General features: G+C 57.7%; 25 protein-coding genes and 1 riboswitch. Of the genes, 16 read left to right on the top strand and 9 right to left on the bottom strand.

Going from position 1 to position 26696, the window contains the following annotated elements; translation table 11 throughout:
* Positions 1–57 precede the first annotated feature (57 nt).
* The 3 genes from AB5Y73_RS19890 to AB5Y73_RS19880 form a co-directional block, all read right to left on the bottom strand.
* Complete coding sequence (locus AB5Y73_RS19890; protein WP_107685105.1) at positions 58–345, bottom strand: hypothetical protein; 288 nt, start codon at positions 343–345, stop codon at positions 58–60.
* A 267-nt stretch (positions 346–612) separates the two neighbouring features.
* Positions 613–2619: a methyl-accepting chemotaxis protein gene (locus tag AB5Y73_RS19885; RefSeq protein ID WP_107685106.1), complete on the bottom strand. Its 2007-nt coding sequence runs from the start codon at positions 2617–2619 to the stop codon at positions 613–615.
* Between the two features lie 192 nt (positions 2620–2811).
* Entirely contained in the window at positions 2812–4107 is a 1296-nt protein-coding gene (locus AB5Y73_RS19880) for an amino acid permease (protein ID WP_005344163.1), read from the bottom strand.
* A 251-nt stretch (positions 4108–4358) separates the two neighbouring features.
* On the opposite strand from AB5Y73_RS19880, the gene AB5Y73_RS19875 reads away from it, so the two are divergent.
* From AB5Y73_RS19875 to AB5Y73_RS19845, 7 genes are all read left to right on the top strand, one after another.
* Complete coding sequence (locus AB5Y73_RS19875) at positions 4359–4742, top strand: Rid family detoxifying hydrolase (protein ID WP_005344164.1); 384 nt, start codon at positions 4359–4361, stop codon at positions 4740–4742.
* Between the two features lie 22 nt (positions 4743–4764).
* Positions 4765–6054 (top strand): serine dehydratase subunit alpha family protein, encoded by a 1290-nt coding sequence (locus AB5Y73_RS19870; RefSeq protein ID WP_107685107.1) that lies wholly within the window; start codon positions 4765–4767, stop codon positions 6052–6054.
* A 64-nt stretch (positions 6055–6118) separates the two neighbouring features.
* The gene (locus AB5Y73_RS19865) at positions 6119–6772 is read left to right on the top strand and encodes a transcriptional regulator (protein WP_005334376.1); all 654 of its coding nucleotides are present in this window, start codon (positions 6119–6121) and stop codon (positions 6770–6772) included.
* A 153-nt stretch (positions 6773–6925) separates the two neighbouring features.
* Positions 6926–7513 (top strand): histidine phosphatase family protein, encoded by a 588-nt coding sequence (locus AB5Y73_RS19860; RefSeq protein WP_107685108.1) that lies wholly within the window; start codon positions 6926–6928, stop codon positions 7511–7513.
* A 323-nt stretch (positions 7514–7836) separates the two neighbouring features.
* Complete coding sequence (locus tag AB5Y73_RS19855; RefSeq protein ID WP_019445953.1) at positions 7837–9462, top strand: methyl-accepting chemotaxis protein; 1626 nt, start codon at positions 7837–7839, stop codon at positions 9460–9462.
* A gap of 287 nt (positions 9463–9749) precedes the next feature.
* Entirely contained in the window at positions 9750–10943 is a 1194-nt protein-coding gene (gene fabV, locus AB5Y73_RS19850) for an enoyl-ACP reductase FabV (RefSeq protein ID WP_005361765.1), read from the top strand.
* A 163-nt stretch (positions 10944–11106) separates the two neighbouring features.
* A complete protein-coding gene (locus AB5Y73_RS19845; RefSeq protein WP_107685110.1) occupies positions 11107–12582 on the top strand; it encodes a YfcC family protein in 1476 nt (491 codons plus the stop codon).
* A 62-nt stretch (positions 12583–12644) separates the two neighbouring features.
* On the opposite strand, the gene AB5Y73_RS19840 is transcribed toward AB5Y73_RS19845, so the two are convergent.
* Positions 12645–13859 carry a pyridoxal phosphate-dependent aminotransferase gene (locus tag AB5Y73_RS19840; RefSeq protein ID WP_005334367.1) on the bottom strand — a complete coding sequence of 405 codons (1215 nt, stop codon included), beginning with the start codon at positions 13857–13859 and terminating at the stop codon, positions 12645–12647.
* Between the two features lie 381 nt (positions 13860–14240).
* Here AB5Y73_RS19840 and AB5Y73_RS19835 point away from each other — a divergent pair, with 381 nt between their 5' ends.
* Together AB5Y73_RS19835 and aqpZ are read left to right on the top strand one after the other, a co-directional pair.
* Complete coding sequence (locus AB5Y73_RS19835; RefSeq protein ID WP_107685111.1) at positions 14241–14453, top strand: DUF1653 domain-containing protein; 213 nt, start codon at positions 14241–14243, stop codon at positions 14451–14453.
* Between the two features lie 270 nt (positions 14454–14723).
* On the top strand, positions 14724–15413 hold the full coding sequence (gene aqpZ / locus AB5Y73_RS19830; RefSeq protein WP_005361747.1) for an aquaporin Z: 690 nt from the start codon (positions 14724–14726) through the stop codon (positions 15411–15413).
* 92 nt (positions 15414–15505) lie between these two features.
* Here the strand turns inward: aqpZ and AB5Y73_RS19825 are convergent, their stop codons facing one another.
* Complete coding sequence (locus AB5Y73_RS19825) at positions 15506–16243, bottom strand: lytic transglycosylase domain-containing protein (protein WP_162895463.1); 738 nt, start codon at positions 16241–16243, stop codon at positions 15506–15508.
* A gap of 340 nt (positions 16244–16583) precedes the next feature.
* On the opposite strand from AB5Y73_RS19825, the gene AB5Y73_RS19820 reads away from it, so the two are divergent.
* A complete protein-coding gene (locus AB5Y73_RS19820) occupies positions 16584–17024 on the top strand; it encodes a GNAT family N-acetyltransferase (RefSeq protein ID WP_041980377.1) in 441 nt (146 codons plus the stop codon).
* Between the two features lie 5 nt (positions 17025–17029).
* Here AB5Y73_RS19820 and AB5Y73_RS19815 read toward each other — a convergent pair whose 3' ends face one another.
* A complete protein-coding gene (locus AB5Y73_RS19815) occupies positions 17030–17572 on the bottom strand; it encodes a DUF1439 domain-containing protein (RefSeq protein ID WP_162504396.1) in 543 nt (180 codons plus the stop codon).
* Positions 17573–17669: 97 nt separating this feature from the next.
* Between AB5Y73_RS19815 and cls the strand changes: the two genes are divergently transcribed.
* Together cls and AB5Y73_RS19805 are read left to right on the top strand one after the other, a co-directional pair.
* Positions 17670–19151 carry a cardiolipin synthase gene (cls, locus tag AB5Y73_RS19810; protein ID WP_005361740.1) on the top strand — a complete coding sequence of 494 codons (1482 nt, stop codon included), beginning with the start codon at positions 17670–17672 and terminating at the stop codon, positions 19149–19151.
* A 107-nt stretch (positions 19152–19258) separates the two neighbouring features.
* Positions 19259–20521: a DUF945 family protein gene (locus AB5Y73_RS19805; RefSeq protein ID WP_076495198.1), complete on the top strand. Its 1263-nt coding sequence runs from the start codon at positions 19259–19261 to the stop codon at positions 20519–20521.
* A 79-nt stretch (positions 20522–20600) separates the two neighbouring features.
* Here the strand turns inward: AB5Y73_RS19805 and purU are convergent, their stop codons facing one another.
* Positions 20601–21437 (bottom strand): formyltetrahydrofolate deformylase, encoded by an 837-nt coding sequence (purU, locus tag AB5Y73_RS19800; protein ID WP_107685113.1) that lies wholly within the window; start codon positions 21435–21437, stop codon positions 20601–20603.
* Positions 21438–21696: 259 nt separating this feature from the next.
* Positions 21697–21853, top strand: a riboswitch (FMN riboswitch).
* A gap of 104 nt (positions 21854–21957) precedes the next feature.
* Between purU and ribB the strand changes: the two genes are divergently transcribed.
* Both ribB and AB5Y73_RS19790 read left to right on the top strand, forming a co-directional pair.
* On the top strand, positions 21958–22611 hold the full coding sequence (gene ribB / locus AB5Y73_RS19795; protein ID WP_107685114.1) for a 3,4-dihydroxy-2-butanone-4-phosphate synthase: 654 nt from the start codon (positions 21958–21960) through the stop codon (positions 22609–22611).
* Positions 22612–22836: 225 nt separating this feature from the next.
* The gene (locus AB5Y73_RS19790; protein ID WP_005334342.1) at positions 22837–23079 is read left to right on the top strand and encodes an Lpp/OprI family alanine-zipper lipoprotein; all 243 of its coding nucleotides are present in this window, start codon (positions 22837–22839) and stop codon (positions 23077–23079) included.
* Positions 23080–23251: 172 nt separating this feature from the next.
* Here AB5Y73_RS19790 and AB5Y73_RS19785 read toward each other — a convergent pair whose 3' ends face one another.
* Positions 23252–24100, bottom strand: coding sequence for a tetratricopeptide repeat protein (locus AB5Y73_RS19785; RefSeq protein WP_107685115.1), 849 nt, complete (start codon positions 24098–24100; stop codon positions 23252–23254).
* Positions 24097–24819: a 4'-phosphopantetheinyl transferase superfamily protein gene (locus AB5Y73_RS19780; protein ID WP_107685116.1), complete on the bottom strand. Its 723-nt coding sequence runs from the start codon at positions 24817–24819 to the stop codon at positions 24097–24099. The genes AB5Y73_RS19785 and AB5Y73_RS19780 overlap by 4 nt, the downstream gene beginning before the upstream one ends.
* A 275-nt stretch (positions 24820–25094) precedes the next feature.
* On the opposite strand from AB5Y73_RS19780, the gene AB5Y73_RS19775 reads away from it, so the two are divergent.
* Both AB5Y73_RS19775 and AB5Y73_RS19770 read left to right on the top strand, forming a co-directional pair.
* Positions 25095–25583 (top strand): C40 family peptidase, encoded by a 489-nt coding sequence (locus AB5Y73_RS19775; protein WP_005334331.1) that lies wholly within the window; start codon positions 25095–25097, stop codon positions 25581–25583.
* Positions 25584–25730: 147 nt separating this feature from the next.
* Positions 25731–26693: an IS1595 family transposase gene (locus tag AB5Y73_RS19770; protein WP_279499216.1), complete on the top strand. Its 963-nt coding sequence runs from the start codon at positions 25731–25733 to the stop codon at positions 26691–26693.
* Positions 26694–26696: the final 3 nt, after the last annotated feature.

The following is a 26696-nucleotide window of genomic DNA, read 5'->3' as shown; positions in this document are numbered from 1 at the left end:
TATGGCCATCGGGCGCGTTGCCACGATGGCCACCACTCTTCACCGCTGTACCTTATCTCAGCGGTTTTTATTGCCCAATAACCCCTTGCCAATCTCCAGCATGGCGACGGCCGCGGCGTAGCTGCTATCGGACTTGCCTATCTCATCCGCTATATAGAGAAAATTGGATTGGTACTTCTCGACGGCCTCTCGCGGGCTGGTTGCGTCAATAAAGTCCTCCTCCACCTCGAATCCTTGGGTCAGCAGTGCCGCCTTTTCACTCAGAAAAGTCGGAGATGCCATGTCGATAAAGGTGTATTGCTGCCGATTGGACGCCGGAATGGTAAAAAACTGGTATCTGGCCATAGGTAAATCCTCGCTTGAAGCGGGTGATAGATGACGTGACGCTGGGTTTAATCTGTGGCTCGCAGGCGGCTTGCTTGCCTCGACGTCGCAGACCGTGCGTGTCGGGAACGCCGCATTTTGTTTTCGTTCGAGGCTACTTTGTTGGCATCTGCCCGGCAAGTGGGTCGCAGAGATTTTCTGGATGATCCGAGCAACCGAGATGTTGTGGGCAGGGGCGAGACCGGGATAATGCCGGGCTCACGTTGAGCCCGGCTTGTCAGCGCTCTGTTACAGCACGAAGCTCTGTACCATGGCGCGCAGCTGTTCGGTGAGCTGGTGGATCTGGCGGGCGGCATCGCGGGCGGTGTTGGCCACTTGCAGCGCCTCGTCACTGCCATCGGAGATGCGCACCACGTTGCGTTCGATCTCGTTGACCACTGCGCCCTGCTGCTCGATGGCGCTGGCGATGATGGCGTTGGTATCGACCATCCGATCCACCTTCTCGGTGATGGCGCCGAAAGCCTGTTTCGCCTCCTGCGCCAGCCCGACCCCCTCCTGCGCTTCATGGCTGGCCGCCGACATGGCGGTGACCGAGGCGCGGGCGCCGGATTGCAGCTGTTCAATCATCTGCTGGATCTCGACGGTAGCCCCCTGGGTGCGGTTGGCAAGAGAGCGCACCTCGTCGGCCACCACTGCAAAGCCGCGACCCTGCTCACCGGCCCGGGCCGCTTCGATGGCAGCGTTGAGGGCCAGCAGGTTGGTCTGTTCGGCGATGCCGCGGATCACGCTGATGACGCCGCCAATCTGGCTGCACTGTTGTTCCAGCTGGCCTATGGTGCCGGCGGTACGCAGCACCTCGCGGTTGATATGGTCGATGGCCTTGATGGTTCGTTCCACCACATCCTCGCCCTGACCGACCACGTTCTGCGCCTCCTGGGTCATGCGGGCGGCTTGCAGGGCGTTGCCCGCCATGTCTTGTGAGGTGGCGGCCAGCTCCTTGATGGCGGTAGCGACCTGATGGGTCTCCCCTTGCTGATCGGCAATCACCTCCTGCGAGCGGCAGGTGCGCGCTTCGATCTCGGTAGCGCTCTCCACTACTGTGACGCCATTTTCCCGCACTCGCAGCATCAGGGTGCGCAGGGTCTCCAGGGTCACGTTGTAATCCCGGCTGATGGCGGCCAGCTCGTCCTGACCGACGATCTCGATGTGCTGGCTGAGATCCTGGGCGTTGACCCGGGCGGCAATATCACGCACCCGCCCTACGGTGTCGCGCAGGGAGAGATAGGCGCCGATCATCAGGTAGAGGTAGAGCAGCAAGCTGGCGGTCAGCGGCGCGGTGACCCACCAGAAATGGCGCTGGTTGGCGGCCAGCCGCTGATGCAAGTCGGCCTCCAGCCGCTGGCGTACCTGGCCTGCCAATACGGTGATGGCCTCGTCCATTTTATCCCCCAGCGCTTGCACCTCCTTCGTGGAGAGCTGCACCAGCTGATCCTTCATCATCTTGTTTTCCATGGTCTCGACCCCCTGACGTACCAGCTGTATCAGAGCATCGGTCTGCTGACCCAGCTCGGCGCGGTAGGCCGGTTCAATCTGGTAGAGCAGGGTCAGATCGGCCTCCAACTCCTGCAGAGTGGCGCTGATCAGGTCGAGACGAAAACGCAGGCCGCTGTAGCCCTCTGCCTGAAACAGGCCGAAATCGGCGATGGTGGCGGCGCGATCCCGCACCTGAGCCAGCAGGTCGCGCAGTTGCGGCAACCGCTCACTGGCGAGGATCACCATGTAGTAGGTACCGAGCGCCGGATCCTGGATCAGGCTGCTACTGGCGGTAATGTGCTTGTAGAGGTGGCGCACCTCAGTCAGCAGCTTGTCGTGGCGCAGGTTGCTCTGCTCCACTTCCAGCTTGCCTGTTTCACTCTGCAGGGCGGCCCAGCCCTGCTGGATCACCTCAAAGGAGGGGTTGTTCTGGCGGGTGTCGGCAAAGGCTTGCAGGCTCTGAGCAACTATTTGTGCGGCTGCCTTGACCTGATCATCACCGACCGGATCCACCTCATAGGCGTGACGGGTCACCAGATTGCGATGGGTGAGCAGGGCCTGTTCGATAGCGGGCACGGGGTTGAGATTGACCACTCCCGCCAGCTCGCGGTTGGCCTGGACGTTGTCATCCTGCAGCCGCCCCAGCAGATTGGTCATGCTGTAGGCCAGTGGCAGCAGCATCAGGCAGGACCAGAGCAGGAATTTGTATTTGAAGGAGAGCTGATTGCCCAGCCGGATGGCGGGGTTGAAAATCCATTTCATGTTAAGCCTCGATACCTGAGTGCGGGCGTGAGTCGTGTTGCCTGAATAGTACTCCGAGCGGCCTCCCTTGGGTGATGGCCGGTTGCAAGTTGTGATCCCCTTGGCTTTTTACTTCCGGGCGGGGCGCGGTCAGCCGCACCAATAGAAAACGGGCCACCCGAAGGTGACCCGCGGTCGATAAGGGGAAACCGATCAGTTGAACGCCAGGAAGGGCGAGACACAAAGCAGCAGGCCAGTGACGATGATGATGTAGAGGGAGGTGCCCTTGTACTTGTGCAGCGCCGGCACCTGATAGACCAGATAGGCCGGGATGAGACAGCCCACCATGCCGAAGATGGGGCTGCAGATGGAGGTGAAGCTCAGTACCGGTGCGTTGAGCACGATGGCACCCCAGGAGAGCATGACGGTAAACACCATGATCCCTTTGCCCACCAATCCTTTGTTGATGCGGTTTTCCGGCATGACGCGGCGCAGCAGGTTCATTGCCAGCCCCTGACAGGCTTCACGAAAGCCCAGATAAACGCCGAAGTAGGCGGTCATCACCGCGAAGATGTTGAGGGTGAGGCTCAGGAGCTTGAGGGTCTGGCCGGGCATCCCCTGGGCTACCATCGCCAGCGCGGAGATATTCTCTTCAGAGGCTTTAACCGCCTGATCGTGGCCCATGGCCAGAGTGAAGGAGATCGCGTAGAAGAACACCACCACGAACAGGATGCCAAAGGCGATATTCATGGCGCGCATCGCCTTGAAGCGGGCCACTTCCAGCGACTTTTCCCGCGAGCGGTAGGAGATCACCATGGGGCTCAGGCTCTGGATAAAGAGGATGGAGGTGAGAGTAAAGGGCAGCATGATGATGGCATCCTTCATCCAGTCACCGGCAGCGGGCATGGCGGTGATGTTGGCCGCATCCCACTTGTCCACCATCATAAGGCCGAGCACTGCGACCACGCTGATCTTGGTCAGCACCATAAAGGTGGAGATCTTGAACAGCAGGTTCTCGCCGCGCGAGGCCAGAGCCACCAGACCGCATATCAGCACCAGACCGTAGAGCGGGTTTTCGGAGAGCAGGCCGTCGGTGACACCGAAGCTCTGCAGGAAGGAGGCGCTGTCATTGGTGATGGCGGTGGAGTAGACGAAGACCCAGATCACCAGCATCACGAAGTAGAGTGCGCCGAGCAGCACACCCCAGTTCTTGCCAAGGTAGCCGGTGATGACGCTGGGGTAATCCTTGCACTCCGGCGAGGTGGCCAGGGTGTTGATAAAGAGGCGCTGGAACATGTACATGGCGGGGTAGCCGATCACCGCCGAGAGCAGAAAAACCCACAAGCCCATCAGCCCCACCTGTACCGGCAGGAAGACGATCCCTGCGCCGATGGCCATGCCGATGCTCATGATGATCCAGCCCCAGTCGGTGCTGTCGAAGCGAACCGCTTCTTTCCATTCCAGCGTGCCCATCACGGGGCTGGCGAGTGTAGTGCTATGCGCGTCCATTAAAACCTTCTTTTTTGTAGGGGTGTGGGAAAGCGGCGCAAATATAGTTGAATGAAACTGTCATAAACAATGCCCATAAGAGTACTTTTGTTCAAATCAGGATGGTGATCACGGTTTATATTGAGGCCGAAAGGTGCCTTTAAACGCCATTTCTGTATCTTTTTGTTGAATGGATAAAATAAAAAGCAAATAATGTTGAGCGGAATGAGATTCATGATTGCAAAAAAAATTGCACAAACAGGAGTGGCTATATGAAACGCATCATCACGGCAGCAGCGGCACCTGACGCTATCGGTCCCTACAGCCACGGCACTGCCTATGGCGACCTTATCTTTACCTCCGGTCAGTTGCCGGTCTGCAAGCAGCAGGGTGGTGTGGTGGAAGGGGGGATTGCCGCCCAGACCCGCCAGTCACTGGAAAACCTGAAATCCGTGCTGGAAGCCGCTGGCGGCTCGCTGGATACCGTGCTCAAAACCACCTGCTACCTTGCCGAGATCAGCGATTTTGCCGCGTTCAACGAGGTCTATAAAGCCTATTTCCAGAAAGATTGTCCGGCGCGCAGCTGCTTCGCAGTGAAGGATCTGCCGATGGGCGTCAAGGTTGAAGTGGAAGCGATCGCCCATATCGCTCGTTAATGCTGATAAAAAGGTTCAAGTGATGAAACAAGCGTGGCAGCAGTATCTGCAGATTATTCAACAGGTTGTCAAACCAGCTCTGGGTTGTACCGAGCCAATCGCCGCCGCCTATGCCGCGGCTGTCGCCACCCTGCAACTGGGCTGTGAGCCCGGTCGCCTCGAGGTTGCAGTGTCGGACAATCTCTATAAAAACTCGATGGGTGTCTATGTGCCGGGCACCGGCAAGATCGGTCTGGCTATTGCGGCTGCGGCCGGAGCCATCGGTGGCAACGCCGATGCCGGGCTGGAGGTGCTGGCCGCGATCCAGCCAGAACAGGTGGATCGTGCCCAGCAGCTGATCGATGCTGGCAAGGTGCACGTGAGCCGCACCGCCGCCCCCGAGTTTATCTTCTGCCGCGTGACCGTTTATGGCACTGATGAAAAGGGTGAAGAGCACAGTGCCGAAGTGACCCTCTGCGGCGGTCATACCCGCATCGTCGAGCAGCGCCGCGATGGCGAGGTGACCTTCACCGCTGATCAGAGCCAGGGCGGTGCCACCGGTTCCATCTGCGACGGCGTCGATATCAGCATCGCCGCCATCTACGAGTTCGCCACTCAGGTGGAGTTCGAGCAGATCAGGTTCATCCTCAAAGCCTCCGAGCTCAACGGCAAGCTCTCTGCCGAGGGGATGAACAACCCCTATGGCCTCGAGATTGGCCGCACCATGCAGCAGAACATCAATGCCGGTCTTATCGGCGAGGATGTGATGAACCGCATCGTGATGATGACGGCGGCTGCCTCCGATGCCCGCATGGGGGGGGCGACCCTGCCAGCCATGAGCAACTTCGGCAGTGGCAACCAGGGCATTGCTGCCACTATTCCGGTGATGGTGATTGCCGAGCGTTTTGCGGCCAGCGAAGAGCAGCTGGCTCGCGCCCTCATCATGAGCCATCTGGGCGCCATCTATATCAAGTCCCACTATCCGCCGCTGTCGGCCTTCTGTGGCAATACCGTGACCAGCGCGGCCGCCTCCATGGCCATGGTCTATCTGGCGGGCGGCAGCTTCGAGCAATCCTGCTTCGCCATCCAGAACGTACTGAGCGACAGTGCCGGTATGGTATGTGACGGGGCGAAAGCCTCCTGCGCCATGAAGGTCAGTACCTCCTCCGGCGCGGCGGTGCGCGGTTTCCTGATGGCCCTCAACAGCCACTCGGTGTCGGGGCAGGGGATCGTCGCAGGTGACGTGGATCAGACCATCCGCAACGTCGGCCAGATGGTGAAGGAGGGCATGTCTGCCACAGACAGCACCATTATTGATATCATGTCCGCCTGATGTCCCTGTCGGTTGCTGCCCGGCGTCCATTGTCCGGCAGCAACCCTTGCAAGAAGGTCCCATTGTGAAGCTGCAAGAGTTGAGTCCGAGCGATTTTGAGATCCTCAAGTCGATGGAGAACATAGTGGATGGCATCGCCGCCATGTATGGTCAGCACACTGAAGTGCTGCTCCACAGTCTGGATGCGCGCAATCCCTCGATCGTCAAGATTGCCAACGGCCATATCACCGGCCGCAGTGTCGGCGCCCCCATCACCAACCTGGCGATGATGAAGCTCAAGAGCGGGCAGGATATCTCCAGCCCCTACATGACCAAGTGTGCCACCGGCAAGACCCTGCGCTCCATCACGACCGTGATCCGCAACGGGGAGCACAGGGCCATCGGGTTGCTCTGCATCAACAGCGACATGGATGCCCCGCTGCAATCTGTGCTGCGCACCATGATGCCGGAGTGCATGCACCCCCATGAGAGCCATGCCACCCCGGAGGTGTTCGCCCGCAACATCGACGAAGCGCTCAACAGCACCATCGACACCGTCAGTGCCGAGGTGCGCGGCAACGAGGCGGTGCCTCCGTCCCAGAAGACCCGGGTCATCGTCAACCAGCTGCACGACATGGGGATCTTCGAACTGAAAGACAGCGCCCAGATTGCGGCGCGCCAGCTCGGGATCTCGGTCCACTCCATCTACCGCTATTTGCGGGAGATCAAGAAGGGCTGAGCCGGTTTAATCTGGCCAAATTGACAGCAAACGGGTCGGCACTGACCCGTTTTTTACGCCTGCGTTTACACGTCTGTTTGGGCCATCCACCGGGCTCATCTGCTATCATCGTCCCCTTTATTTTTCTATCTCTCTGAACGTGCTGGAGAAATCATGTCTCGACTCATCTATCTGCTGCGCCACGGCCAGACCCGCTTCAATGCCGAGCAGCGTCTGCAGGGGCGTTGCAACTCCGATCTGACCGGCAAGGGTGAGGCGCAAGCCCTCGCCATGGGGCGGCGGCTTGCCGCCGAACTGGCGGATCCCGCCCGCTGGACCGTCTATGCCAGCCCGCTCGGTCGCGCCCGTCAGACTGCACTGCTGGTGTGCGAGCAGTTGGGACTGACGGCAGATCGCATCGTCTGGGACGATCGGTTGATGGAGCTCGGTATGGGGGAGTGGGAGAGCTGCCAGATCCCGGTGCTGCGGCTCGCTCATCCCGAGCTCGATACCGGCAAGGGGGACTGGTATCTGCAGGCACCGGGGGCCGAGAGCTTCGAGAGTATTCAGCTCCGGGCACACCAGTGGTTGCAGGATCCTGCCATTGCCGAGCGGGCCATCGTTATCTCCCACGGCCTGCTCGGTGCCATGCTGCGTGGCGTCTATGCCGATCTCGACTATGAGGCGACCTGGTCACAGGAGTTGCCCCAAGATGCCTTCTATAAGCTGCAGGATGGCCACATCACTCGCATTGCTTGCTAGTTTCGTGGACGTTGCCGCCATCAGTGCATGGACGATGCAGGCTGCAACGCGCTACGGATTTTGCTTTGCGAAGATTAGACATCAACGAAATGATGAATAGACTCAAAAAGCGCATTATCAATAAGGGCATTAGCCCTTCTTCTGCGGTGATGTGTTTAAGGTCTGGTTTTGCGAACAGGTTGCAACTTGCATTGCACTATGGTGCACAGACCGCGCTTTTTAATGAGGTAAGCGGGTGATTGTATTGAAATGAGTGGTCGCGTGATGCTTGGTGTATCAATTGCATATTAAACGACCAGTGGCCTGAGTATGAGGACGACACCATGAAAGGGATCTCGGTTCGTAGCAAATTATTGATGCTGGTTGTGGTACCGCTGTTTTGTATGATTTTGCTGTGCACTCTCTCCCTTTGGGGGATGCGCCTGATGAATCAGGCTGCCCATCAGGTGAATGAAGAGGAGGTGCAGCAGTTATCCGAACTGAAGCTGATTTCAGACTTGTATGCGGTCAGTGTCGTTGATGCGATCAATAAAGCGCATGTTGGATTAATCACCCGTGAAGAGGCAAAACGTTCCGTTACTGAAGCGCAGTTAAAAGCAGCAACGGAATGGAAGCGTTACATGGCCCAGAAGATGTCTGCGGAAGAGCGGGCGATTGCGGAGTCTGCCCAGGTATTGATGAACAAAGCCGACATTACACTGGATGGTATTCAGAGTGATCTTTCATTAAAAGCGCCTCTTGATAAGGCAATTCATCAGTTATACAGCACGGTTGATCCTTTTAATGAGGAGCTGGGCAAGCTGGTTGAACTCCAGCTGAGATTTGCAGATGAGCATGTTGGTACCTTGGAAAGTCTGGCCGTTGATTTTTCATTTGCCTTCCTCTCCATTACCGGGATTGCCCTGTTCGCTTTATCCGTGCTGGGGATCTGGATTTTTCGCGGGATCAGTCAACCGCTCACCGCTTTGCGCAGAGCGCTTTACAAATTGCAGCATGAGCAGGATTTGACCGTCACCGTCCCTGTTATTCGGGAAGATGAATTGGGGCAAGTCGCACGGGCGCTGAATGATATGGTTAGCCATTTCCGCAGATTGATTGGCGAAATGGATGACGTGGCCGAACAGTTATCGACAGGCGCCGATGCACTGAACGAGCTGGGGCTAACCAGTGCAGAGCAAATGGCCCAGCAGCGTCTGGAGACAGATCAGAGCGCTGCGGCGATGAATGAGATGAGCGCAACGGTTAACGAAATCGCCCAGAATACAAATAGTGCTGCAATTGCCGCCCGTCAGGCTGAAAACAAGGCAGAAGAGGGGCAAGCGGTTGTCAAGGAGACCATTGGGAATATGGCTCTGCTCTCTGGTCAATTGCAAAATACATCCACTGTGCTGCAAAACCTGGCTATCGAAAGCAATAACATTACCCAGGTGATGGGGGTTATTCGCTCGATTGCCGAACAAACCAATTTACTGGCACTGAATGCGGCAATTGAAGCCGCCAGAGCGGGTGAGCAGGGGCGCGGTTTCGCGGTGGTGGCTGATGAAGTCCGGGTACTTGCTCAGCGCACCCAAAATTCTACCGGAGAAATCCAGAATACCGTCAATCGCCTGCAACAGAATGCAACTATGGCTGTTGATAGTATGAATATCGGATTATCTGAAGTGGAGAAGACGAATACCCTGATGCTGACCTGCGGCGTCTCTTTGGAAGAAATTGTGAGTGCCGTGGATGATCTGAATAATCTCAATGTGCAGGTCGCCGCTGCAGCCGAAGAGCAAAGCAAAGTCACCGAAGAGATGACGCGCAGCATGGTCAATATTGCCGATATCGCAGTACATACCTCGGACTCGGCAGCCCATGTATCGGCCAAGTGTCAGCGTCTTGATGAGATGGCCAAGTCAATGAGAACACAGATTAATCATTTTAAATGGCGATCACATGCCGCTTGATATAGTTCGATGACATTACCCCCAGGCCCCGAGAGTTCGGGGCCTTTTTGTATCATGTTGGTCGTACTGCACCTGTGTTGAAACATGTCATCGGTTTCCATAGATATGGGAAGATTCATTACCGGACTGATGAAGTGAGGCTTTCCGAAAAATTGTGCATTATTGACGGCAGCTGTCACCCTGAATGGCCATTTTTGCCGCAGTTCAACACATCAGAGCACCTTATCGCGGCAAGATGAGGTATCTTATGCCCCGATTTCATCCATTAAACGGATCCGAGACCCCATATGATCATCAAACCCAAGGTTCGCGGCTTTATCTGCACCACCACTCATCCGGTCGGTTGTGAAGCCAATGTTCGTCGCCAGATCGCTTATACCAAGGCCAAGGGCACCATCGAGAATGGTCCCAAGAAGGTGCTGGTGATCGGCGCTTCTACCGGTTATGGCCTGGCCTCCCGGATTGCGGCTGCCTTCGGTAGCGGTGCCGCCACCCTCGGCGTCTTCTTTGAAAAAGCGGGCACCGAGTCCAAGACCGGTACCGCTGGCTGGTACAACTCTGCCGCCTTCGACAAGGCAGCCAAAGAGGCGGGCCTCTACGCCAAGAGCGTCAACGGCGATGCCTTCTCCAACGAGTGCCGCGCCAAGGTGATCGAGCTTATCAAGCAGGATCTGGGTCAAATCGATCTGGTTGTCTACTCCCTGGCCTCTCCGGTGCGCAAGATGCCGGAAACCGGCGAAGTGGTGCGCTCTGCCCTCAAGCCCATCGGTGAGGTCTACACCACCACCGCCATCGATACCAACAAGGATCAGATCATCACCGCCACCGTCGAGCCGGCGAACGAGGAAGAGATCCAGAACACCATCACCGTCATGGGCGGTCAGGATTGGGAGCTGTGGATGGCAGCCCTGCGTGATGCAGGCGTGCTGGCTGACGGCGCCAAGTCCGTGGCTTACTCCTACATCGGTACCGATCTGACTTGGCCAATCTACTGGCATGGCACTCTGGGCCGCGCCAAGGAAGATCTGGACCGCGCCGCTGCAGCCATCCGTGGCGATCTGGCTGCCAAGGGCGGTACCGCTCACGTGGCCGTGCTCAAATCCGTGGTGACCCAGGCTTCTTCCGCCATTCCGGTGATGCCGCTCTATATCTCCATGGCTTTCAAGATCATGAAGGAGAAGGGCATTCACGAGGGTTGCATGGAGCAGGTAGATCGCATGATGCGCACCCGTCTCTACGCGTCCGACATGGCGCTGGACGATCAGGCTCGCATCCGCATGGATGACTGGGAACTGCGTGAAGATGTGCAGCAGACCTGCCGCGACCTGTGGCCATCCATCACCAGCGAAAACCTCTCCGAATTGACCGATTACACCGGCTACAAGCAGGAGTTCCTGCGCCTGTTCGGTTTCGGTCTGGATGAGGTCGATTACGATGCGGATGTAAATCCGGATGTGAAATTCGACGTGGTCGAGCTCTGAGTCTGACTCAAGTGAAAACGGGGCCCCGCGGGGCCCTGTTTTTTTGGCAAACATTCCGCTAGTTTGCGGAATTTTATTATCATCGATCACCTTTTTCCCATATCAAACCCGCTAGTCTTGCGCTGATCGGATCACATGACGGCATTGCCGAGGTACGGAAGCTATGACCACTCCAAACGAGGCGCCCAAGAAGCGCCAACTCCCCACTGTTTATACCCTGCTTTTCATCATCATCGCCCTGATGGCCGCCCTGACCTGGGTGCTGCCAGCGGGCAAATATGACTATGTCACCGCCAAGACCCAGCAGCCGGTGGCGGCAGCGGCCGTGGCCGATTACAGCGGCGACGAGCGGCTGTTGCCGGTGCCCGGCAGCTACACCGAACTCCCCTCCCACCCGCAAGGGGTATTCGAGGTGCTCAAGGCGCCCATCCAGGGTTTTCACAAGGCGGCCGATGTGGCGCTGTTCGTGCTCATCATCGGCGGTTTTCTCGCGGTGACCATGCAGAGCGGGGCACTGGATGCCGGGGTGGGAGCCATCGTGCGCGGCTTTGCCGGCCGTGAGCGGCTGCTTATCCCTGTGCTGATCGCTCTCTTTGCCCTCGGTGGCTCCACCTTCGGCATGGCAGAGGAGACGGTGGCCTTCTGGGCGCTGATCGTGCCGGTCATGATGGCGGCCGGCTTCGATCGCATGGTGGCGGCGGGCATTATCCTGCTCGGCTCCGGGGTCGGGGTGCTCGCCTCCACCGTCAACCCGTTTGCTACCGGCATCGCCTCCGGTTTTGCCGGTATCCCCATCGGCGAAGGGATCGGTTTGCGGGTCATCCAGTGGCTGCTGCTGGTGATCTTCGCCTCCTGGTTCGTGATGCGCTACGCCAAGCAGGTGCAGCAGGACAAGTCCCGCTCCGTGCTGGCCGACATCGTCTATGACGACGAGTTCTCCCAGATGAAGAGCGGCAACCTCGCCTTCACCGGCAAGCAGAAACTCACCATGCTGGTCTTCTTCGGCACCTTCCTGCTGATGATCTATGCGGTGGTGCCCTGGTCGGATTTGGGGATCGACGTGCTGCCCACCTTTGGCTGGTGGTTTGACGAGCTCTCGACCCTGTTTTTCAGCGCTTCCATTCTGATTGCGCTGCTCAACCGGATGCCGGAGTCCAACTATGTGGCGACTTTCCTGAGCGGCGCTCGGGATCTTATCGGGGTGGCACTGGTGGTGGCGGTGGCGCGCGGCATCTATGTGGTGATGGAGCAGGGCGTCATCATCGACACCATTTTGCATTGGGCCGAGGGGCTGGTGACCGGACTCTCCTCGTCGGTCTTCATCCTGATGGCCTATCTGGTGCACATCATCCTGAGCTTCTTCATCCCCTCCACCTCGGGGCTGGCGACCGTCTCCATGCCGCTGATGGGGCCGCTGGCGGACTTCTCCGGCATCTCCCGGGATCTGGTGATCACCGCCTATCAGTCCGCCTCCGGCTGGATCAACCTGTTCGCCCCTACCGCCGCCCATCTGGTGGCAGGTCTGGCGCTCGCCAAGATCCCCTACGATCGCTTTGTGCGCTGGGTGCTGCCCTTTATCATCGGCGTAGCCCTCATCACCATGGCGGTGCTGGTGGCCGGTGCCCTGCTGCACGGCTGATGGCACGAATAAAACCACAGATAACAAAAGGCTCCCGCGGGAGCCTTTTTCATGAGCTTTGCTTACTGTTTGTAGCCCTTGAGGAAGCGGGCGAGGCGGCCGATGGCATCCTCCAGCTCCTCTTCGCGGGGCAGGAACACCAGCCGGAAGTGATCCGGCGCCGGCCAGTTGAAACCGGTGCCCTGTACCAGCAGCAGCTTCTCCTGCTGCAGCAGGTCGAACACCATCTTCTGGTCATCGCGGATGTCATACACCTTGGGGTCGAGGCGCGGGAACATGTAGAGCGCTCCCTTGGGTTTGACGCAGGAAACCCCAGGGATCTCGTTCAAGAGCTCCCACGCCTTGTCCCGCTGCTTGCGCAGGCGGCCACCCGGCAGGATCAGCTCGTTGATGCTCTGGTAGCCGCCAAGGGCTGTCTGGATGGCGTGCTGCATCGGCACGTTGGCACACAGCCGCATGGAGGCCAGCATCTCCAGCCCTTCAATGTAACCGCGGGCACGGCCTTTTGGACCGGTGATGACCATCCAGCCCTGACGGAAGCCGCAGGCACGGTAGGCCTTGGAGAGGCCGTTGAAGGTCACCACCATCACATCGTCACACAGGGTGCAGACGCTGGTGTGGGAGATATCGTCGTAGAGGATCTTGTCGTAGATCTCGTCGGCGAAAATGATGAGGTTGTGCTGGCGGGCAATCTCGATCACTTCCAGCAGGAACTCGCTGCCGTAGACGGCACCGGTCGGGTTGTTGGGGTTGATCAGCACCAGGCCGCGGGTGCGCGGGGTAATGCGGGCGCGGATATCGTCGAGATCCGGGTACCAGTCAGCCCCTTCGTCGCAGCGATAGTGCACCGCATGGCCACCGGAGAGAGTGACGGCGGCGGTCCAGAGCGGGTAGTCGGGGGAGGGCACCAGCATCTCGTCGCCATTGTTGAGCAGCGCCTGCATCGCCATCACGATCAGCTCGCTGGCGCCATTGCCTATGTAGATATCGTCGATATCGACCTTGCGCATCCCTTTTTGCTGGTAGTACTGCATCACCGCTTTACGGGCAGAGAAGAGCCCCTTGGAGTCGCAGTAGCCTTGGCTCAGCGGCATGTTGAGGATCACATCCTTGATGATCTCTTCCGGCGCATCAAAGCCGAACGGGGCCGGGTTGCCGATGTTGAGCTTGAGAATGCGGTGGCCTTCGTCTTCGAGACGGCGAGCCTCTTTATGCACCGGGCCGCGGATGTCATAGCAGACATCGTCGAGCTTGTGCGACTTGTCGATTGTGAACATGGTGAGTGTGATTCCTTCCCCACAGGGACGCGTTGGCGAAAAAGGCGATTTTTAGTATCAAATTTCTTTTCCCCTATTCTTCACAGAATTGAATGCTAGAACAATCCTCTTTTTAGAAGAATTCCCTGATTTTTAGCCCTAAAACAGGGTTGCTAGAACGTTAAATTCAGCACAATCTTTGGTGCTAACCAAGGTTAACTAGTGAAACATGGGGAACGAATTAACAAAGCTGCCTGACTGTGTTGCAATATCCGGATCCTGTGGCACGATTGGCTTGTGTAAAAAATCGTCTTCGTCCCCCTTTTCGATGAGTTGACTGGCACTCATGGTGTCATCTTTATGTGGTTCGCTCATCGGTGTTCACTTCTGCGAGGTTTTCCCATGCAAGCACCCGTTCCAGGCCGCTATCGCCACTTCAAGGGGGGTTACTATCAAGTGCTTGCCCTGGCTTTGCATACCGAAACCCAGGAGCAGTTGGTCATTTATCAATCCGAGCAGGATGGTCAGGTCTATGCCCGTCCCGTCGCCATGTTTATGGAGTGGATTGAGCATCAGGGGCAGGTTGTCAGCCGTTTTGCCCCTGTAGGAGACTGACCACGCCTCTGTTTTTATCGTTCAAGGGATGAGCACTCGAGCTAAATGGTGTCACAAGTTGTCGCATGACGCCCTTGGGTATGAGATGTGCAGCCAGCTGTCTTAATGATAAATCCCTTATCTAATCAACTAATTGTGACGAACGTCACATTGAGTGAGCTCTGCCTGCCGGGTTCGCAATCTGGACTCACACTCCCATAATGCTGCGCTTGTTCAAGCATGGGCCCTTCTCGGGTCTTGTTCGGTGTTATCTCAAATGGGAGAAATAATGTGAAACCTGTTGCTGCTGAGTTTATGGGCACTTTCTGGCTGGTATTGGGCGGGTGCGGCAGCGCCGTGCTGGCTGCGGCCTTTCCTCACGTCGGGATTGGTCTGCTGGGGGTCTCGCTGGCTTTCGGTCTGACCGTGCTGACCATGGCGTTTGCCATCGGCCATATCTCCGGTTGCCACCTCAATCCGGCCGTGACCGTCGGTCTGTGGGCGGGTGGCCGTTTTCCTGCATCCGGTGTACTGCCTTATATCGTGGCGCAAGTGTTGGGTGGCATTGCCGCCGCTGCCGTGCTTTACGTGATTGCCAGCGGTCAGGCCGGGTTTGATCTCTCTGCCGGTTTTGCTTCCAACGGCTACGGCGAGCACTCTCCGGGTGGTTATAGCCTGACTGCCGCACTGGTGTGTGAAGTGGTGATGACCGGTTTCTTCCTGTTCGTCATCATGGGCGCCACCGATAGCCGTGCGCCTGCCGGTTTCGCGCCGATCGCCATCGGTCTGTGCCTGACCCTGATCCACCTCGTCAGCATTCCGGTGACCAATACCTCGGTCAACCCGGCCCGCAGTACCGGTGTTGCGCTGTTTGTCGGTGACTGGGCTATCAGCCAGCTGTGGCTGTTCTGGGTTGCCCCGATTGTCGGTGCCATTCTGGGTGCGCTGGCTTATCGCCTGGTGGCGACTGAGCAGAAGTAATCATTTGCGAAACAAAGTGTGGTATCGACACGCCTGCGGGCGTGTTTTTTGTTTCTGGAGGGGCGAGAAAAGAGCATTAACCGAGGCTAACCTCAGAGCCCTTTGGCCTGCAGCATCTCTTTGTAGCGCAGGTGGAGGAGCTGGACGCGCTCCACATAGGCACGGGTTTCCGCATAGGGCGGGATACCGCCATGTTTTTGTACGGCGCCCGCGCCGGCGTTGTAGGCCGCGGTCGCCAGCGCCACGTTGCCATCATACTGCTTGAGCAGTCCCGCCAGGTATTTCACCCCGCCGAAGATATTCGGCTCCGCCAGCAAGGCATTGCCGACCCCCAACTCCCGCGCCGTGGCGGGCATCAGCTGGGTCAGCCCCATCGCCCCCTTGCGGGAGACCGCCAGCGGATTGAAAGCGGATTCCGCATGGATCAGCGCCCGGATCAGCGCAGGCTCAACCTGATAGGTTTTGGCGGCCGCCTTGATGGTGCTGGCATAGTCATAGAGAAACAGCCCTGTGGTCTGCCAGTTGACGCTGGATTTGGGATCGCAGGCGAAGCAGTCGTTGAACAGCAGCAGCTCGTAATGGCCCTGTTCGGGTGCCATATCGGAGTAGCGAACCACCCCGTTCTGTTGCACCGATTTATAGACCTGGATCTGCTTCTTGCCGTTGGTGGCGACTGCTGCTGTTTGAGCGGTGTCGGGTTGTGAGGCTGGAGTGGCATCTTTGCTCGGACGCAAGGGGGAGGGCGCTGCGGTCAGGAAAATCACCTCCGCGGGTGGGGGAGTCTGGCTCCATCCGCTCAGAGGGATCAACAACATATGGCCTGCCAGCATCCATGCTTTCAACCCTAATACTCCTTCTTGTGATGACCATGTTGAGTAAAGCATCATGACGAGGGCAGAACAAGCGGCCAACAGGGGGCAAATGATCCGATTCGGTGACCGGGATCAAAGTATCCGCCGCAATAAAGGATTGTCATCATAAAGCACGGTTTTGCCAGTCGGGCGGTGGGTCATGGCCTCTTCCACCGGGTAAGCAAGCTGCCCACGACGTCCGCTTTTTTGTTGACGAAAGGCATGCTATCGTGCTGGCGTCATGTGGTCGGATTAGCGCACCGTATCTGGCACTAATAACTGATTATCAAAGGATTTGTCTGTGACAAGCAAGCTGGCGATGGAACTCACTTTCGAAGAGTACTGCGACGCCGACCTCTCCCTTATCAGGGACTATTACGAGACGACGTTTTCCCACTATGTGCCGGATCTGGCCGAGCGGATCTTTGTCGTGCGTGATGCTCACTGGCTGGTGGGGGCGGTACGGCTGCGGGACGAGGAGGAGTTTTACCATCTGTGCGGCTTTCGCCTGTTGCCCCATTACCAGTCGCTGGGATTGGGATCTCGGCTGTTGCAGCACGCCTGCCACGGTCTGTTGGACAAACCTGTGGTCTGTCAGGCGCTGCCCTTCGAGAAGCCTTTCTATCTCAAGGCCGGGTTTGCCGATATGCCCCTCAATCAATTGAGCGGGTCGCTTTTCTCCCTCTACGAGCGGCAGCAGCAGCAGGGTTATCAGGTGGAGCTGCTGGTACGGGATACCACCCAGCCCCTCCTGAATTGAGCGGTTTAGCGGGGTTTGGTCAGCAGGTGGATCTTGCCCGGTGACAGCTCCAGCCCCAGCAGATTCTCCTTCAGCCACGCCTGATCCGGATCCTTGTCATTGAGTTTGTAGACCGGTTTGGTCTCGAGCCGCTTCTCCATGCTCTGCAGCAGCATGTTGAGCATCAGCCCGAATTTTTTCTCGGCCGCCTCCGGCTCCAGCTTGTACTCCACCAGCTTCATGTTATCGAGAAACAGCGCGCTCTGGCTCTTGTCATAGCGGGGTCTCGCCTCATAGGTCATCTGCAGGCGGGCGTCATATTCGGTATTGTCTGGCAGGGCGATTTTGAGCTTGCCCTTGCCATAGACCCGGGCGGTATCGGGGCGTTGGCGACCGACCTGGACATCGCTCTGCTCAAGCGTCACATGGGCCTTGATGATGCCCGGCAGCTCCAGCTGTTTGTCGACTTGCACCTGAGATTGCAGGTACTGGTTTATCTGTTGCTCATTGATGTCATATGAGCCTTGGCCTAGCATGGCCAGGCTGAGCAGCATAGATTGCAGGATCATGCGTGCGACCTGATAGAATGGATTTGCCTTACAGCATACCATCCCGGCCGGTTGGGATCTGCCCACCGCGCTGTTTGTCGATTAGAAGGAGTCCCCGTTGTTTAACGGTCTGGAACACGATCTTCAACTGCTGTTTTCCCGTTTTCTGGGTTGGCTGCTACTGCTTTTTCATACCGTGATTGTCACCGGTGTGTCGTTTCGGGTGGTGATGAAACGCCGTCCCATTGGGGTGTCGCTGGCCTGGCTGGCGCTGATCTATGCCATTCCGTTTGCCGGGGTAGGCTTCTATGTGTTGTTTGGTGAAATAAAGCTGGGGCGCCGCCGTGCCGAGCGCGCCCAGGCCATGTATCGCCCTTATGCCATCTGGATCCGGCAACTGGCCCGTCTGTTCCCGCAGCACTGCTGCGAAGTGGGCGCCAAGGCGCAACCGCTGCACGATCTCATCCAGGGACGGCTCGCCATGCCGATGCTCTCAGGCAACCGCATGACCTTGCTCAACAAGCCGGACTGGATCTTGCGCGAGATTGCCCAGGATATCCGTCGCTCGACGCTCTCCTGCTATCTGGAGTTCTATATCTGGCATCCGGGCGGCGATGCCGACGAGGTGTGCGAGGCGCTGATTGAAGTGGCGCAACGCGGCGTGGATTGTCGCTTGCTGCTCGATTCGGTGGGCAGCAAGCAGTTCTTCCGCTCCCACTGGCCCAAAAAGCTGCGCAAGGCGGGGGTCAAGCTGGTGGAGGTGCTGCCGGTCGGCGCCTGGCGCATTCTGTTCCAGCGTCAGGATCTGCGGATGCACCGCAAGCTGGTGGTGATCGATGACAGGGTGGGGTACACCGGCTCCATGAACATGGTGGATCCCCGTTTCTTCAAACAGGATGCCGGGGTCGGCCAGTGGGTCGACATCATGATCCGGGTGCAGGGGCCCATGGTGCCGCTGATGTGGTCGATCTTTGTCTGGGACTGGGAGATGGAGACCGGCGAGCGGCTGCTCGACAGTCTGCAGCATGAGCCGGAGGCCTGGCCCCAGACCAACTACCGCGCCCAGCTGATCCCGTCCGGCCCCTTCGTCGGCGGCGACTGCATCCAGCAGAGCCTGCTGCTGGCCATCTATCAGGCGCGCAGCCATCTGGTGCTGACGACCCCTTACTTTGTACCCGACGATCCGCTGGCGGCGGCACTCAGTTCGGCAGCGGCGCGCGGGGTGCAGGTGCAGCTGGTGTTGCCGGCACGCAACGACTCCATCATGGCCAATTACGCCTGCAACGCCTTTATGGAGGAGCTGCTGGCGGCCGGGGTGGAGATCTACCGCTACGATGCCGGTCTGCTCCATACCAAGAGCGTGCTGGTGGATGATGACTTCGCGCTGGTGGGGACGGTCAATCTGGATCGGCGCAGCCTCTGGCTCAACTTCGAGGTGACCCTGTTGGTGGACAACCCCTCGTTCGTGGCTCAGATGACCCGGCTGGTACAGGGCTATATGGCGGAAGCCACCCCGATGACCCTGGCCCAATGGCAGGCCCGCCCTTGGTACAAGAAGGCGATGGAGAACATCTTCTATCTCTTCAGCCCCTTGCTGTGATGTTGTGGCGAGCCGCAAGAAAGTGGACTCGCCATCTGATTGGACTTGCCTAGCCCCGAGTCCGCCCCGTAGAGTGCAGTGACAACTCCCTGGAGACACATGGATATATGAAAAAGATAGTGGCCCTCGCCGTGGGTGCGGCACTGGTAGGTGGTGGTCTGGCTGCGTGCTGGTACACGGGCAACAGCTTCGACAACATCATGGCGGAGCAAATCGCCAAGGTAGAGCAAGAGACTGGCATCGACATGCAGTGGCAGCCGGGCAGCAGCAACCTCTTCACCCGTGACGGGATCCTGAAGGTCGTGGTGACGCCGGAGGAGCTGGCTGCCATCGACAGCGAGCTGGAGGGCAGTCAGCCCATCGAGTTGCAACTTGTGGTTAAGAGCCAGATCCTGCCGCTCTATATCAAGAGCCACTTCCTGCTCGATACCCATAACGGCACTTTGGCTCCGGTCTTTACCGCACTGGGTATGGAGCAGTGGGAACTCGGTCTGGAGTCGGTCACCAGTCTCTGGACCCAGGGTAACAGCAGCCGTTTCTGGGCCAATGAATTCAAGATCAAACAGGGGCTGGACGAGTTCAGCTTCCTGCCTCTGAGCGGCGAGTTCCACGGCAATCTGGAGGGGAATGGTCACCTCACCATGACCTGGCAGGGGATGACGGTCCATGAAGAGCAGAGCAAGATGGACTTGGTGCTGGCCGATCTGAAAGGGAGTGCCGACATTGCCGAGATCAGCGGTGTGCTCCTCTCGCCCCAGAGCGAGATGACCCTCTCGGCCCTCACGGTACAACTTCCTGACAGCGTCAAGGTTGCCCTGCAGGGGATGACTACCGAGACTCAGCTGACTGGTGATGATGCCCAGACCCTCTCCAGCAGTTATCAGATGAAAATTGCCAAGCTGGATCTGGAGAACGAGACCGACACCCTGGCGGTGACCGACAGCAAGTTGGCGCTCAACCTCAACGGTCTGGATCTGGAAGGGTATCAGGGGCTGCAGGCTGCCGGTGGCAAGGGAGTTGAAGATGCCGCCATCCAGCAGGCGCTGGACAAGATGCTCAAACGTGGCGCGACCCTTGAACTGGCCGATCTCAGCACCAAGCTCAATGGTGAGGCGGTGACCATGAAGGGGGACGTGAAGCTGGCCTCCACCTCGCTGGAGCAGCTGTTCAACAGCGACGCGGGAATGCAGGCCCTCTCCGGCGTGCTGCATGCCAGCCTCAGCGACAAGTTGGGCAAGGCGGTGCCGCAACTGGCCCCCATGCTCGATCAGCTGACCCTGATGGGTTATCTGAAGGCCGACAAGCAAGCGCTGACCTCCGAGCTGAAGCTGGAGAAGGGCGCGGTGACGGTAAACGATCTGCCGCTCTGACACTCGGCGCAGAAACAACAACGGCTCCCGCGGGAGCCGTTGTTGTTTCTGGCGTTTGCATACGAGTCGTGTGGGCGGATTACTTGAAGACCACCGTTTTGTTGCCGTAGACGAACACCCGCTCGTTCAGTACCAGCTCCAGCGCGCGGCTCAGCACCGATTTCTCCACATCCCGACCCGCCTTGGCCATGTCGTCCGCACTGAAGGTGTGACCGACGTGGATCACGTCCTGTTCGACGATGGGGCCTTCATCCAGATCGTCGGTCACGAAGTGGGCGGTGGCGCCGATCAGCTTTACGCCACGGTCGAACGCCTGCCGGTAGGGGCGGGCACCGATGAAGGCGGGCAGGAAGGAGTGGTGGATGTTGAGGATCTTGCGCGGATAGGCCTCGACGAAGCTCGGGGTCAGTACCCGCATGTACTTGGCCAGGATCACATAGTCAGGCTCATAGCCGTCGATGATGGCGCGTACCTGTTCCTCATGCTCTGTCCGGCTCAGCCCCTCGTGACTGACGGTGTGGAACGGGATATCGAACTTGCCGGTGAGCTCGGCCAGGGTGTCGTAGTTACCGATTACCGCGACGATATCCATATCCAGCGCGCCCGCGTAGTTCTTCATCAGAATATCGCCGAGGCAGTGGGTCTCCTTGGTAACCAGGATGACGATGCGCTTCTTGCCCGCCTTGACCAGACGGCGTTGGGCACCGGTGGGCAGGGCATCATCGAGGTCGGCCAGCAGAGTCTCGTCGTTGAAGCGTCCCTCCAGCTCGGTACGCATAAAGAAGCGGCCATTCTCGTGATCCACAAACTCATCGTTCTTGATGATGTTGAGCTGGTGCTTATAGCAGATGTTGGTGATCTTGGCGATGAGCCCTTTGGCATCCGGGCAATCCGTGAGCAGTATTTTCTTTTCCATCTCTGTCATTTTCCGTTTGTGGTGTTGGCGCTGCTGTCTGCGCCGGCAGCGTTGTTCAGGCTCTCTTTTCGGGCCCTGTTTTTTGGTTTCGGGAACTATGCCATAAACCGATCCGCGCCATAAAGAAATTCGCCAGTCATAGCCTCTCGCGCTGGCGAGCAGGCCGCAGAGCGGGATCCCGGGCGCAATGTTGAAACGCTTTTCAGCCTGCGGGGGATTTTGGCTGGTATCTGCAACCGTTTTTCTTTAGGCTGTCTGCGCTTATTCTCAGGGCGGGGTGCAATTCCCCACCGGCGGTATCCCGATTGACTCGGGGAGCCCGCGAGCGCCCGACTTGGCTGATTGCCAGGTCGGGGTCAGCAGATCCGGTGAGATGCCGGAGCCGACGGTCATAGTCCGGATGAAAGAGGATAAGACAGACCTTGCCGCGTTGGCCCTTGTGGGCTGGCCGCTGCATGCCCATCTCTGTCTGCCTTTCCATGCCCTGATTCTGGTCCTTGTCTTGTTTAGGAGTTTTACCATGAATCAGTCTCTACTCAGTGAATTCGGTGATCCCGTTGCCCGTGTCGAAGCGGCTCTGTTTGCCTTGCGTGCCGGAGGCGGCGTGCTGGTGGCCGACGATGAAGATCGGGAGAACGAGGGCGACCTCATTTTCGCCGCCGAATCCATGACCAATGAACAGATGGCGATGATGATCCGCGAGTGCTCCGGTATCGTCTGCCTCTGCCTGCCCGACGAGCGGGTTCGCCAGCTCGAACTGCCGATGATGGTGGAGGCCAACTCCAGCCACTACCAGACCGCCTTTACCGTGACTATCGAAGCGGCGCAGGGTGTCACGACCGGTGTCTCGGCGGCTGATCGCATCACCACCATCCGCGCGGCTATCGCTGACGGTGCCAAACCGGGAGATCTGCACCGCCCGGGTCATGTTTTCCCGCTGCGGGCGCGAACCGGTGGGGTGCTTACCCGCCGTGGTCATACCGAAGCGACGGTCGATCTGATGCAGCTGGCCGGCCTCAAACCGTTTGGTGTGTTGTGTGAATTGACCAAAGAAGATGGCTCGATGGCGCGTCTGCCAGATCTGGTTGCGTTCGGTCGCAAGCACCGTATGCCAGTGCTGACCATCGAGGATCTGGTGCAATATCGTCAATTGTTGTCAGAACGTACAGCCTGAGCCTCATACGAAATTGTAATAAGACAAAAATTTGGTTAACCTTTGTCCGTGCCCCCACCACACGGCACTCATTTTTTAGACGAATCTGGACAAAAACTGTTCATTCAAAAAAAAATGAGGGTTTTAATGCATTTATCTGTGGTGGGGACTATGCAAAGTAGGATTTTTTTGTGCCATAATCACGCCGCTTGCTAAACGTCTGGCGAGTTCAAGGGAGCTTTAAAAATGAAAAAATTGTTGTTGGTAGGTGTTGTTGGTCTGTCCGCTCTGCTGGGCGGTTGTGCAAACACCAGCGAACTGGAAACTTCCGTTCAGAATCTGTCTAACAAAGTTGACCAACTGGCTCAAGATGTTAGCGCAGTTCGTGCTGATCAGTCCAAAATCGCTGCTGATGTTGCCGAAGCCAAGCAAGAAGCTATGCGTGCTAACCAGCGCATCGACAACATGGCTACTTCCTACAAGAAGTAATCCATGCGAAAAAAATGGCGCAGTTTTGCGCCATTTTTTTTTGCCTGAAATTCACCGTATCTCCACTATTCCCACAGCACCTTATTCCCACAATACCTTCTTCGTACTTGACCCATGAGGTCATGCCGGTCTCCCGACACTCCCCCATCATTACCAGCCAGTTCGATTCCGCTCAGTAGAGCAGACTATAGAGTTTGCGACGGTAGCTCTGCGCCGCCGGAGTGCTTCCCATGGTCGCCAGAATATCGAGATAGGTCTTTCTGGCATCGCCGAATGCCAAATCCCGCTTGAGGATCTCCAGCAGCAGTCCCAACGCCTCTTCCTGACGACCAGCCTGGTTGTATTGCACCGCCAGCTCCTGAGTCAGGGCAAAATCATCAGGCTGTTCTGTATGACGGGCTTCCAGCGCGCGCAGTTCCGGGCTGTCTGCTGCTTGCAGGGCCAGCGCCAGTCGTGAGCTCAGGGTATGGAAGTGGCTGTCCTGCGCCGCCATCGGGATGGTGCCGAGGCGCTCCTGTGCTTCATCCAGCAGGTTGAGGTCGAGCGCAGCTTGAATGAGCCACAGGCTGATGTCGTGGCGTTCAGGAGCCAGCTGGTGTGCCTTGGTCAGATGGGCATAGGCGATGCTGGGCTGCTCGTCAGCCAGTGCTTGTTGCCCCTTGGCCAGCAACTCTTCCTCTTCTTTGGGGGCGAAGGCGGCGAAATACTGGCGCAGGGTGGTTTCATCCTGCGGCCCTTCGATGATCCCCTGTTCGTCAGGGCGACCCTGATGGAACAGCACCAATGCGGGCAGGGCGCGCAGGCCGAGCTGACTGGCCAGCGGCTGCAACTGGGGATCGTTCATATCCACCTTGGCCAGGGTGACCTGCTCATTGGCGGGCCCAACCAGTGATTCGATCAGCGGTGTCATCCCCTGGCACTCCGGCATCTGCGGAGCATGGAAATAGATGACGACCGGCTTCTTCATGGACGCATCGATAAGTTCAGCGTGAAAATTCTGGGGAGTAATGTCGACGATCATGAGTTGGACTCTTCAGAAAGGGTGTTGAGTAACATGGGGTTAAGCGAGTGGCAATTCAAGCGCTCATCCAGCCGGTAAAAGGTCACAGGGGCTGCCGCCGCTGCGAGGCTGAGCCAGCCGCTGGCAAAGGGCCAATCCTGTACCTGATAAGGGGTCTCATCGAGCCGGTTGTCGAGTCGCCATCCTTCCTCCGGGATAAATCGTACCTTCTCCAGCCCCGCCGCTATGCCGCCACCGTGGGCTTTCAGTACCGCCTCCTTGCGTGACCAGAGCCGGTAGAAGGCGCTCTCCTGCTCTTGAGCAGGCTGTGCGCAGAGCCACTCATATTCACTCTGTGCATAAAAGCGGCGGGCCAGGGGGAGGGGATGATGCCGCCGTTTGCCCAGTTCGATATCCACTCCAAGCGGCCCCTGCGGGCAGAGCGCCAACACCAGCCAGCTGCCACTGTGGCTCAGATTGAACTGCCAAGCATCATCATGCAGTCCGGGCTTGCCGTGGGGGCCGTTGCAAAATTGCAGACTGGCGGCAGGTTGTTGCAGCCGCTCAGCCAATAGCTGGCGCAGCAGGGCGCGGCTCACCAGATATTCCTGACGCCGTTCAGGATGGGTCATGGCTTGCCAGATATGTTGCTCATCGGTTGACAGCCATTCAGGCAATTGAGCAAGCAGTTCCTGGCATACCCTGGCCGGTTTTAACAAAAAAAGATCGGTTTCGATCATGATTTTTCACTTTAAAAAGGTGCTGAAGCAGGGATAAAAGCCAGTTATCTAGGAGGCCCAAGGCTCTTTTTGCGATTGTATATTGTTTGGGCATGATCACATTAATTATGAAAAATCGTGCATTTCCTTGCAAAAATGTGAGCTTGATAGGGATTTTCACTTGCCTCGATAGAATTCTTGGATATAGTCGGGTGCTGTTGCCTTATAAATTGCCCTTTGGGGCCGTATTTTAACAAGATTTACTATTTAGCGGGGATAAAGGATTGCGCCACCTGATGCTACTGCTGGTCGCGCTCGGAATGGTGGGTTGTGCCTCGGCACCCCAACCCGAGGTCGCGAGCAAGATCGAAGTTTCCATGGTTGAACCTGTCATCGAACCGGAAGCTTCCCAGACACCTGATGTGAATGAAATCCTGACTGTATATAAAGAGTGGCGTGGTGTTCCGTACCGGATGGGTGGCAGCAGCCAGCGCGGTATCGATTGTTCCGCCTTTGCCCGTGAAGTGTTCCGCAATGCCGTCGGTATCGAATTACCCCGCGATACCCGCTCCCAAGTCCATGAAGGGACGCGCGTTTCCAAGCAGGATCTGGTCGAGGGTGACTTGGTCTTCTTCAAAATCAATCGTCGTCTCAACCACGTTGGTATCTATGTTGGCAATGGTGAATTCATCCACGCCTCGACTCGAGCCGGTGTGACGCGTTCCAAGTTGGATAGCCAATATTGGCGCAACAAGTTCTGGCAAGCTCGCCGGATCGATATCTGAGTCAGGCTGGACAAACGGCTCGCAGTACGGACTGTTTTTCCAACCTCACTTGAACCGGGCTCGATAGCCCGGTTTTTTATGGCTCTGTCCCAATTACGTGTTGAAAGGCTAATCTTGAAGTAGGCCATCACCTTGAGGTCTACCATCATGGATACCCCAGCCTTTCAACACCTGTTGTCCCTTTTTCCCCAGTTAACCCTGCGCCAGCGCCGTGTTGCTCAGCAGGAGCTTACTGCACCCCACACCATTACCTCGCTCAATACTCAGTTACCGGCATGCAGTGGCTGCCCCCATTGTCAGGCCGATGTTACCCAGCTGGCGCCTTGGGGATGGAGTCGGGGACTGCGCCGCTACCGTTGCAAACTGTGTCTGCGCACCAGCACCGTTCTGACCAAGACGCCCTTGGCCAGATTGCGTAAAGCACAGTGCTGGGAAGACTACGCGCAAGCTCTCATCGAAGGACTGACTGTCCGCCAGGCCGCGCGGCGCTGTGGGGTCAGCAAAAACACCGCGTTCCTCTGGCGTCACCGATTCTTGCGCGCGATGGCAACCCATCAGGCCACCCGGGAAGAGGGCATTGTTGAGGTGGATGAGACCTTCTTCCTTGAATCGTTCAAGGGGCAGCGGGGACTGCCGCGTCCACCACGTCATCGCGGTGGTAAAGGTCGAACTCGTGGAACCGGGCCAGATTACATCCCGGTGATGGTGGTACAAGACCGTGCAGGCCACCATGCGGATTTCCAGTTGGAGAAAATAAATGCCGATACGGTCATCGCAGTGTTGAAGCCGTTGGTGTCACCGGATGCGGTGCTGTGTAGCGATGGGGCGGGTGTGTATGCCTGTTTCAGCAAGGAACAGGGTATAACCCATCAGGTGGTGCGCAATCGTCAAGGCGAACGGGTAGTCGGTGCGTATCACATCCAGCATGTGAACGGATATCACCATCGGTTGAAAGAGTGGATGGAGCGGTTCCATGGCGTGGCGACGCACTACCTGAAGAACTACTTGGGTTGGCGCCGGATGCTGGAGCGTTACGGAAAAGGCGTAAATATCAAAACATGTTTGCATGAGGCGCTGGGGCGCCCCATGCAACACGTAATTGGGACATAACCT

The sequence above is a fragment of the Aeromonas sp. s7(2024) genome (genome assembly GCF_040907825.1).
GTDB classification, from domain to species: domain Bacteria; phylum Pseudomonadota; class Gammaproteobacteria; order Enterobacterales; family Aeromonadaceae; genus Aeromonas; species Aeromonas veronii.
Note: the sequence above shows the minus strand (reverse complement) of the source record. Positions and strands in the feature narration are given on the sequence as shown.

Excerpts from the sequence above, each read along its gene's own strand:
- AB5Y73_RS19890 (WP_107685105.1), bottom strand. The coding sequence starts at position 345 with ATGGCCAGATACCAGTTTTTTACCATTCCGGCGTCCAATCGGCAGCAA.
- AB5Y73_RS19885 (WP_107685106.1), bottom strand. The coding sequence starts at position 2,619 with ATGAAATGGATTTTCAACCCCGCCATCCGGCTGGGCAATCAGCTCTCC.
- AB5Y73_RS19880 (WP_005344163.1), bottom strand. The coding sequence starts at position 4,107 with ATGGACGCGCATAGCACTACACTCGCCAGCCCCGTGATGGGCACGCTG.
- AB5Y73_RS19875 (WP_005344164.1), top strand. The coding sequence starts at position 4,359 with ATGAAACGCATCATCACGGCAGCAGCGGCACCTGACGCTATCGGTCCC.
- AB5Y73_RS19870 (WP_107685107.1), top strand. The coding sequence starts at position 4,765 with ATGAAACAAGCGTGGCAGCAGTATCTGCAGATTATTCAACAGGTTGTC.
- AB5Y73_RS19860 (WP_107685108.1), top strand. The coding sequence starts at position 6,926 with ATGTCTCGACTCATCTATCTGCTGCGCCACGGCCAGACCCGCTTCAAT.
- AB5Y73_RS19855 (WP_019445953.1), top strand. The coding sequence starts at position 7,837 with ATGAAAGGGATCTCGGTTCGTAGCAAATTATTGATGCTGGTTGTGGTA.
- fabV (WP_005361765.1), top strand. The coding sequence starts at position 9,750 with ATGATCATCAAACCCAAGGTTCGCGGCTTTATCTGCACCACCACTCAT.
- AB5Y73_RS19845 (WP_107685110.1), top strand. The coding sequence starts at position 11,107 with ATGACCACTCCAAACGAGGCGCCCAAGAAGCGCCAACTCCCCACTGTT.
- AB5Y73_RS19840 (WP_005334367.1), bottom strand. The coding sequence starts at position 13,859 with ATGTTCACAATCGACAAGTCGCACAAGCTCGACGATGTCTGCTATGAC.
- AB5Y73_RS19835 (WP_107685111.1), top strand. The coding sequence starts at position 14,241 with ATGCAAGCACCCGTTCCAGGCCGCTATCGCCACTTCAAGGGGGGTTAC.
- AB5Y73_RS19825 (WP_162895463.1), bottom strand. The coding sequence starts at position 16,243 with ATGCTGGCAGGCCATATGTTGTTGATCCCTCTGAGCGGATGGAGCCAG.
- AB5Y73_RS19820 (WP_041980377.1), top strand. The coding sequence starts at position 16,584 with ATGGAACTCACTTTCGAAGAGTACTGCGACGCCGACCTCTCCCTTATC.
- AB5Y73_RS19815 (WP_162504396.1), bottom strand. The coding sequence starts at position 17,572 with ATGATCCTGCAATCTATGCTGCTCAGCCTGGCCATGCTAGGCCAAGGC.
- AB5Y73_RS19805 (WP_076495198.1), top strand. The coding sequence starts at position 19,259 with ATGAAAAAGATAGTGGCCCTCGCCGTGGGTGCGGCACTGGTAGGTGGT.
- purU (WP_107685113.1), bottom strand. The coding sequence starts at position 21,437 with ATGGAAAAGAAAATACTGCTCACGGATTGCCCGGATGCCAAAGGGCTC.
- ribB (WP_107685114.1), top strand. The coding sequence starts at position 21,958 with ATGAATCAGTCTCTACTCAGTGAATTCGGTGATCCCGTTGCCCGTGTC.
- AB5Y73_RS19790 (WP_005334342.1), top strand. The coding sequence starts at position 22,837 with ATGAAAAAATTGTTGTTGGTAGGTGTTGTTGGTCTGTCCGCTCTGCTG.
- AB5Y73_RS19785 (WP_107685115.1), bottom strand. The coding sequence starts at position 24,100 with ATGATCGTCGACATTACTCCCCAGAATTTTCACGCTGAACTTATCGAT.
- AB5Y73_RS19780 (WP_107685116.1), bottom strand. The coding sequence starts at position 24,819 with ATGATCGAAACCGATCTTTTTTTGTTAAAACCGGCCAGGGTATGCCAG.
- AB5Y73_RS19775 (WP_005334331.1), top strand. The coding sequence starts at position 25,095 with ATGCTACTGCTGGTCGCGCTCGGAATGGTGGGTTGTGCCTCGGCACCC.
- AB5Y73_RS19770 (WP_279499216.1), top strand. The coding sequence starts at position 25,731 with ATGGATACCCCAGCCTTTCAACACCTGTTGTCCCTTTTTCCCCAGTTA.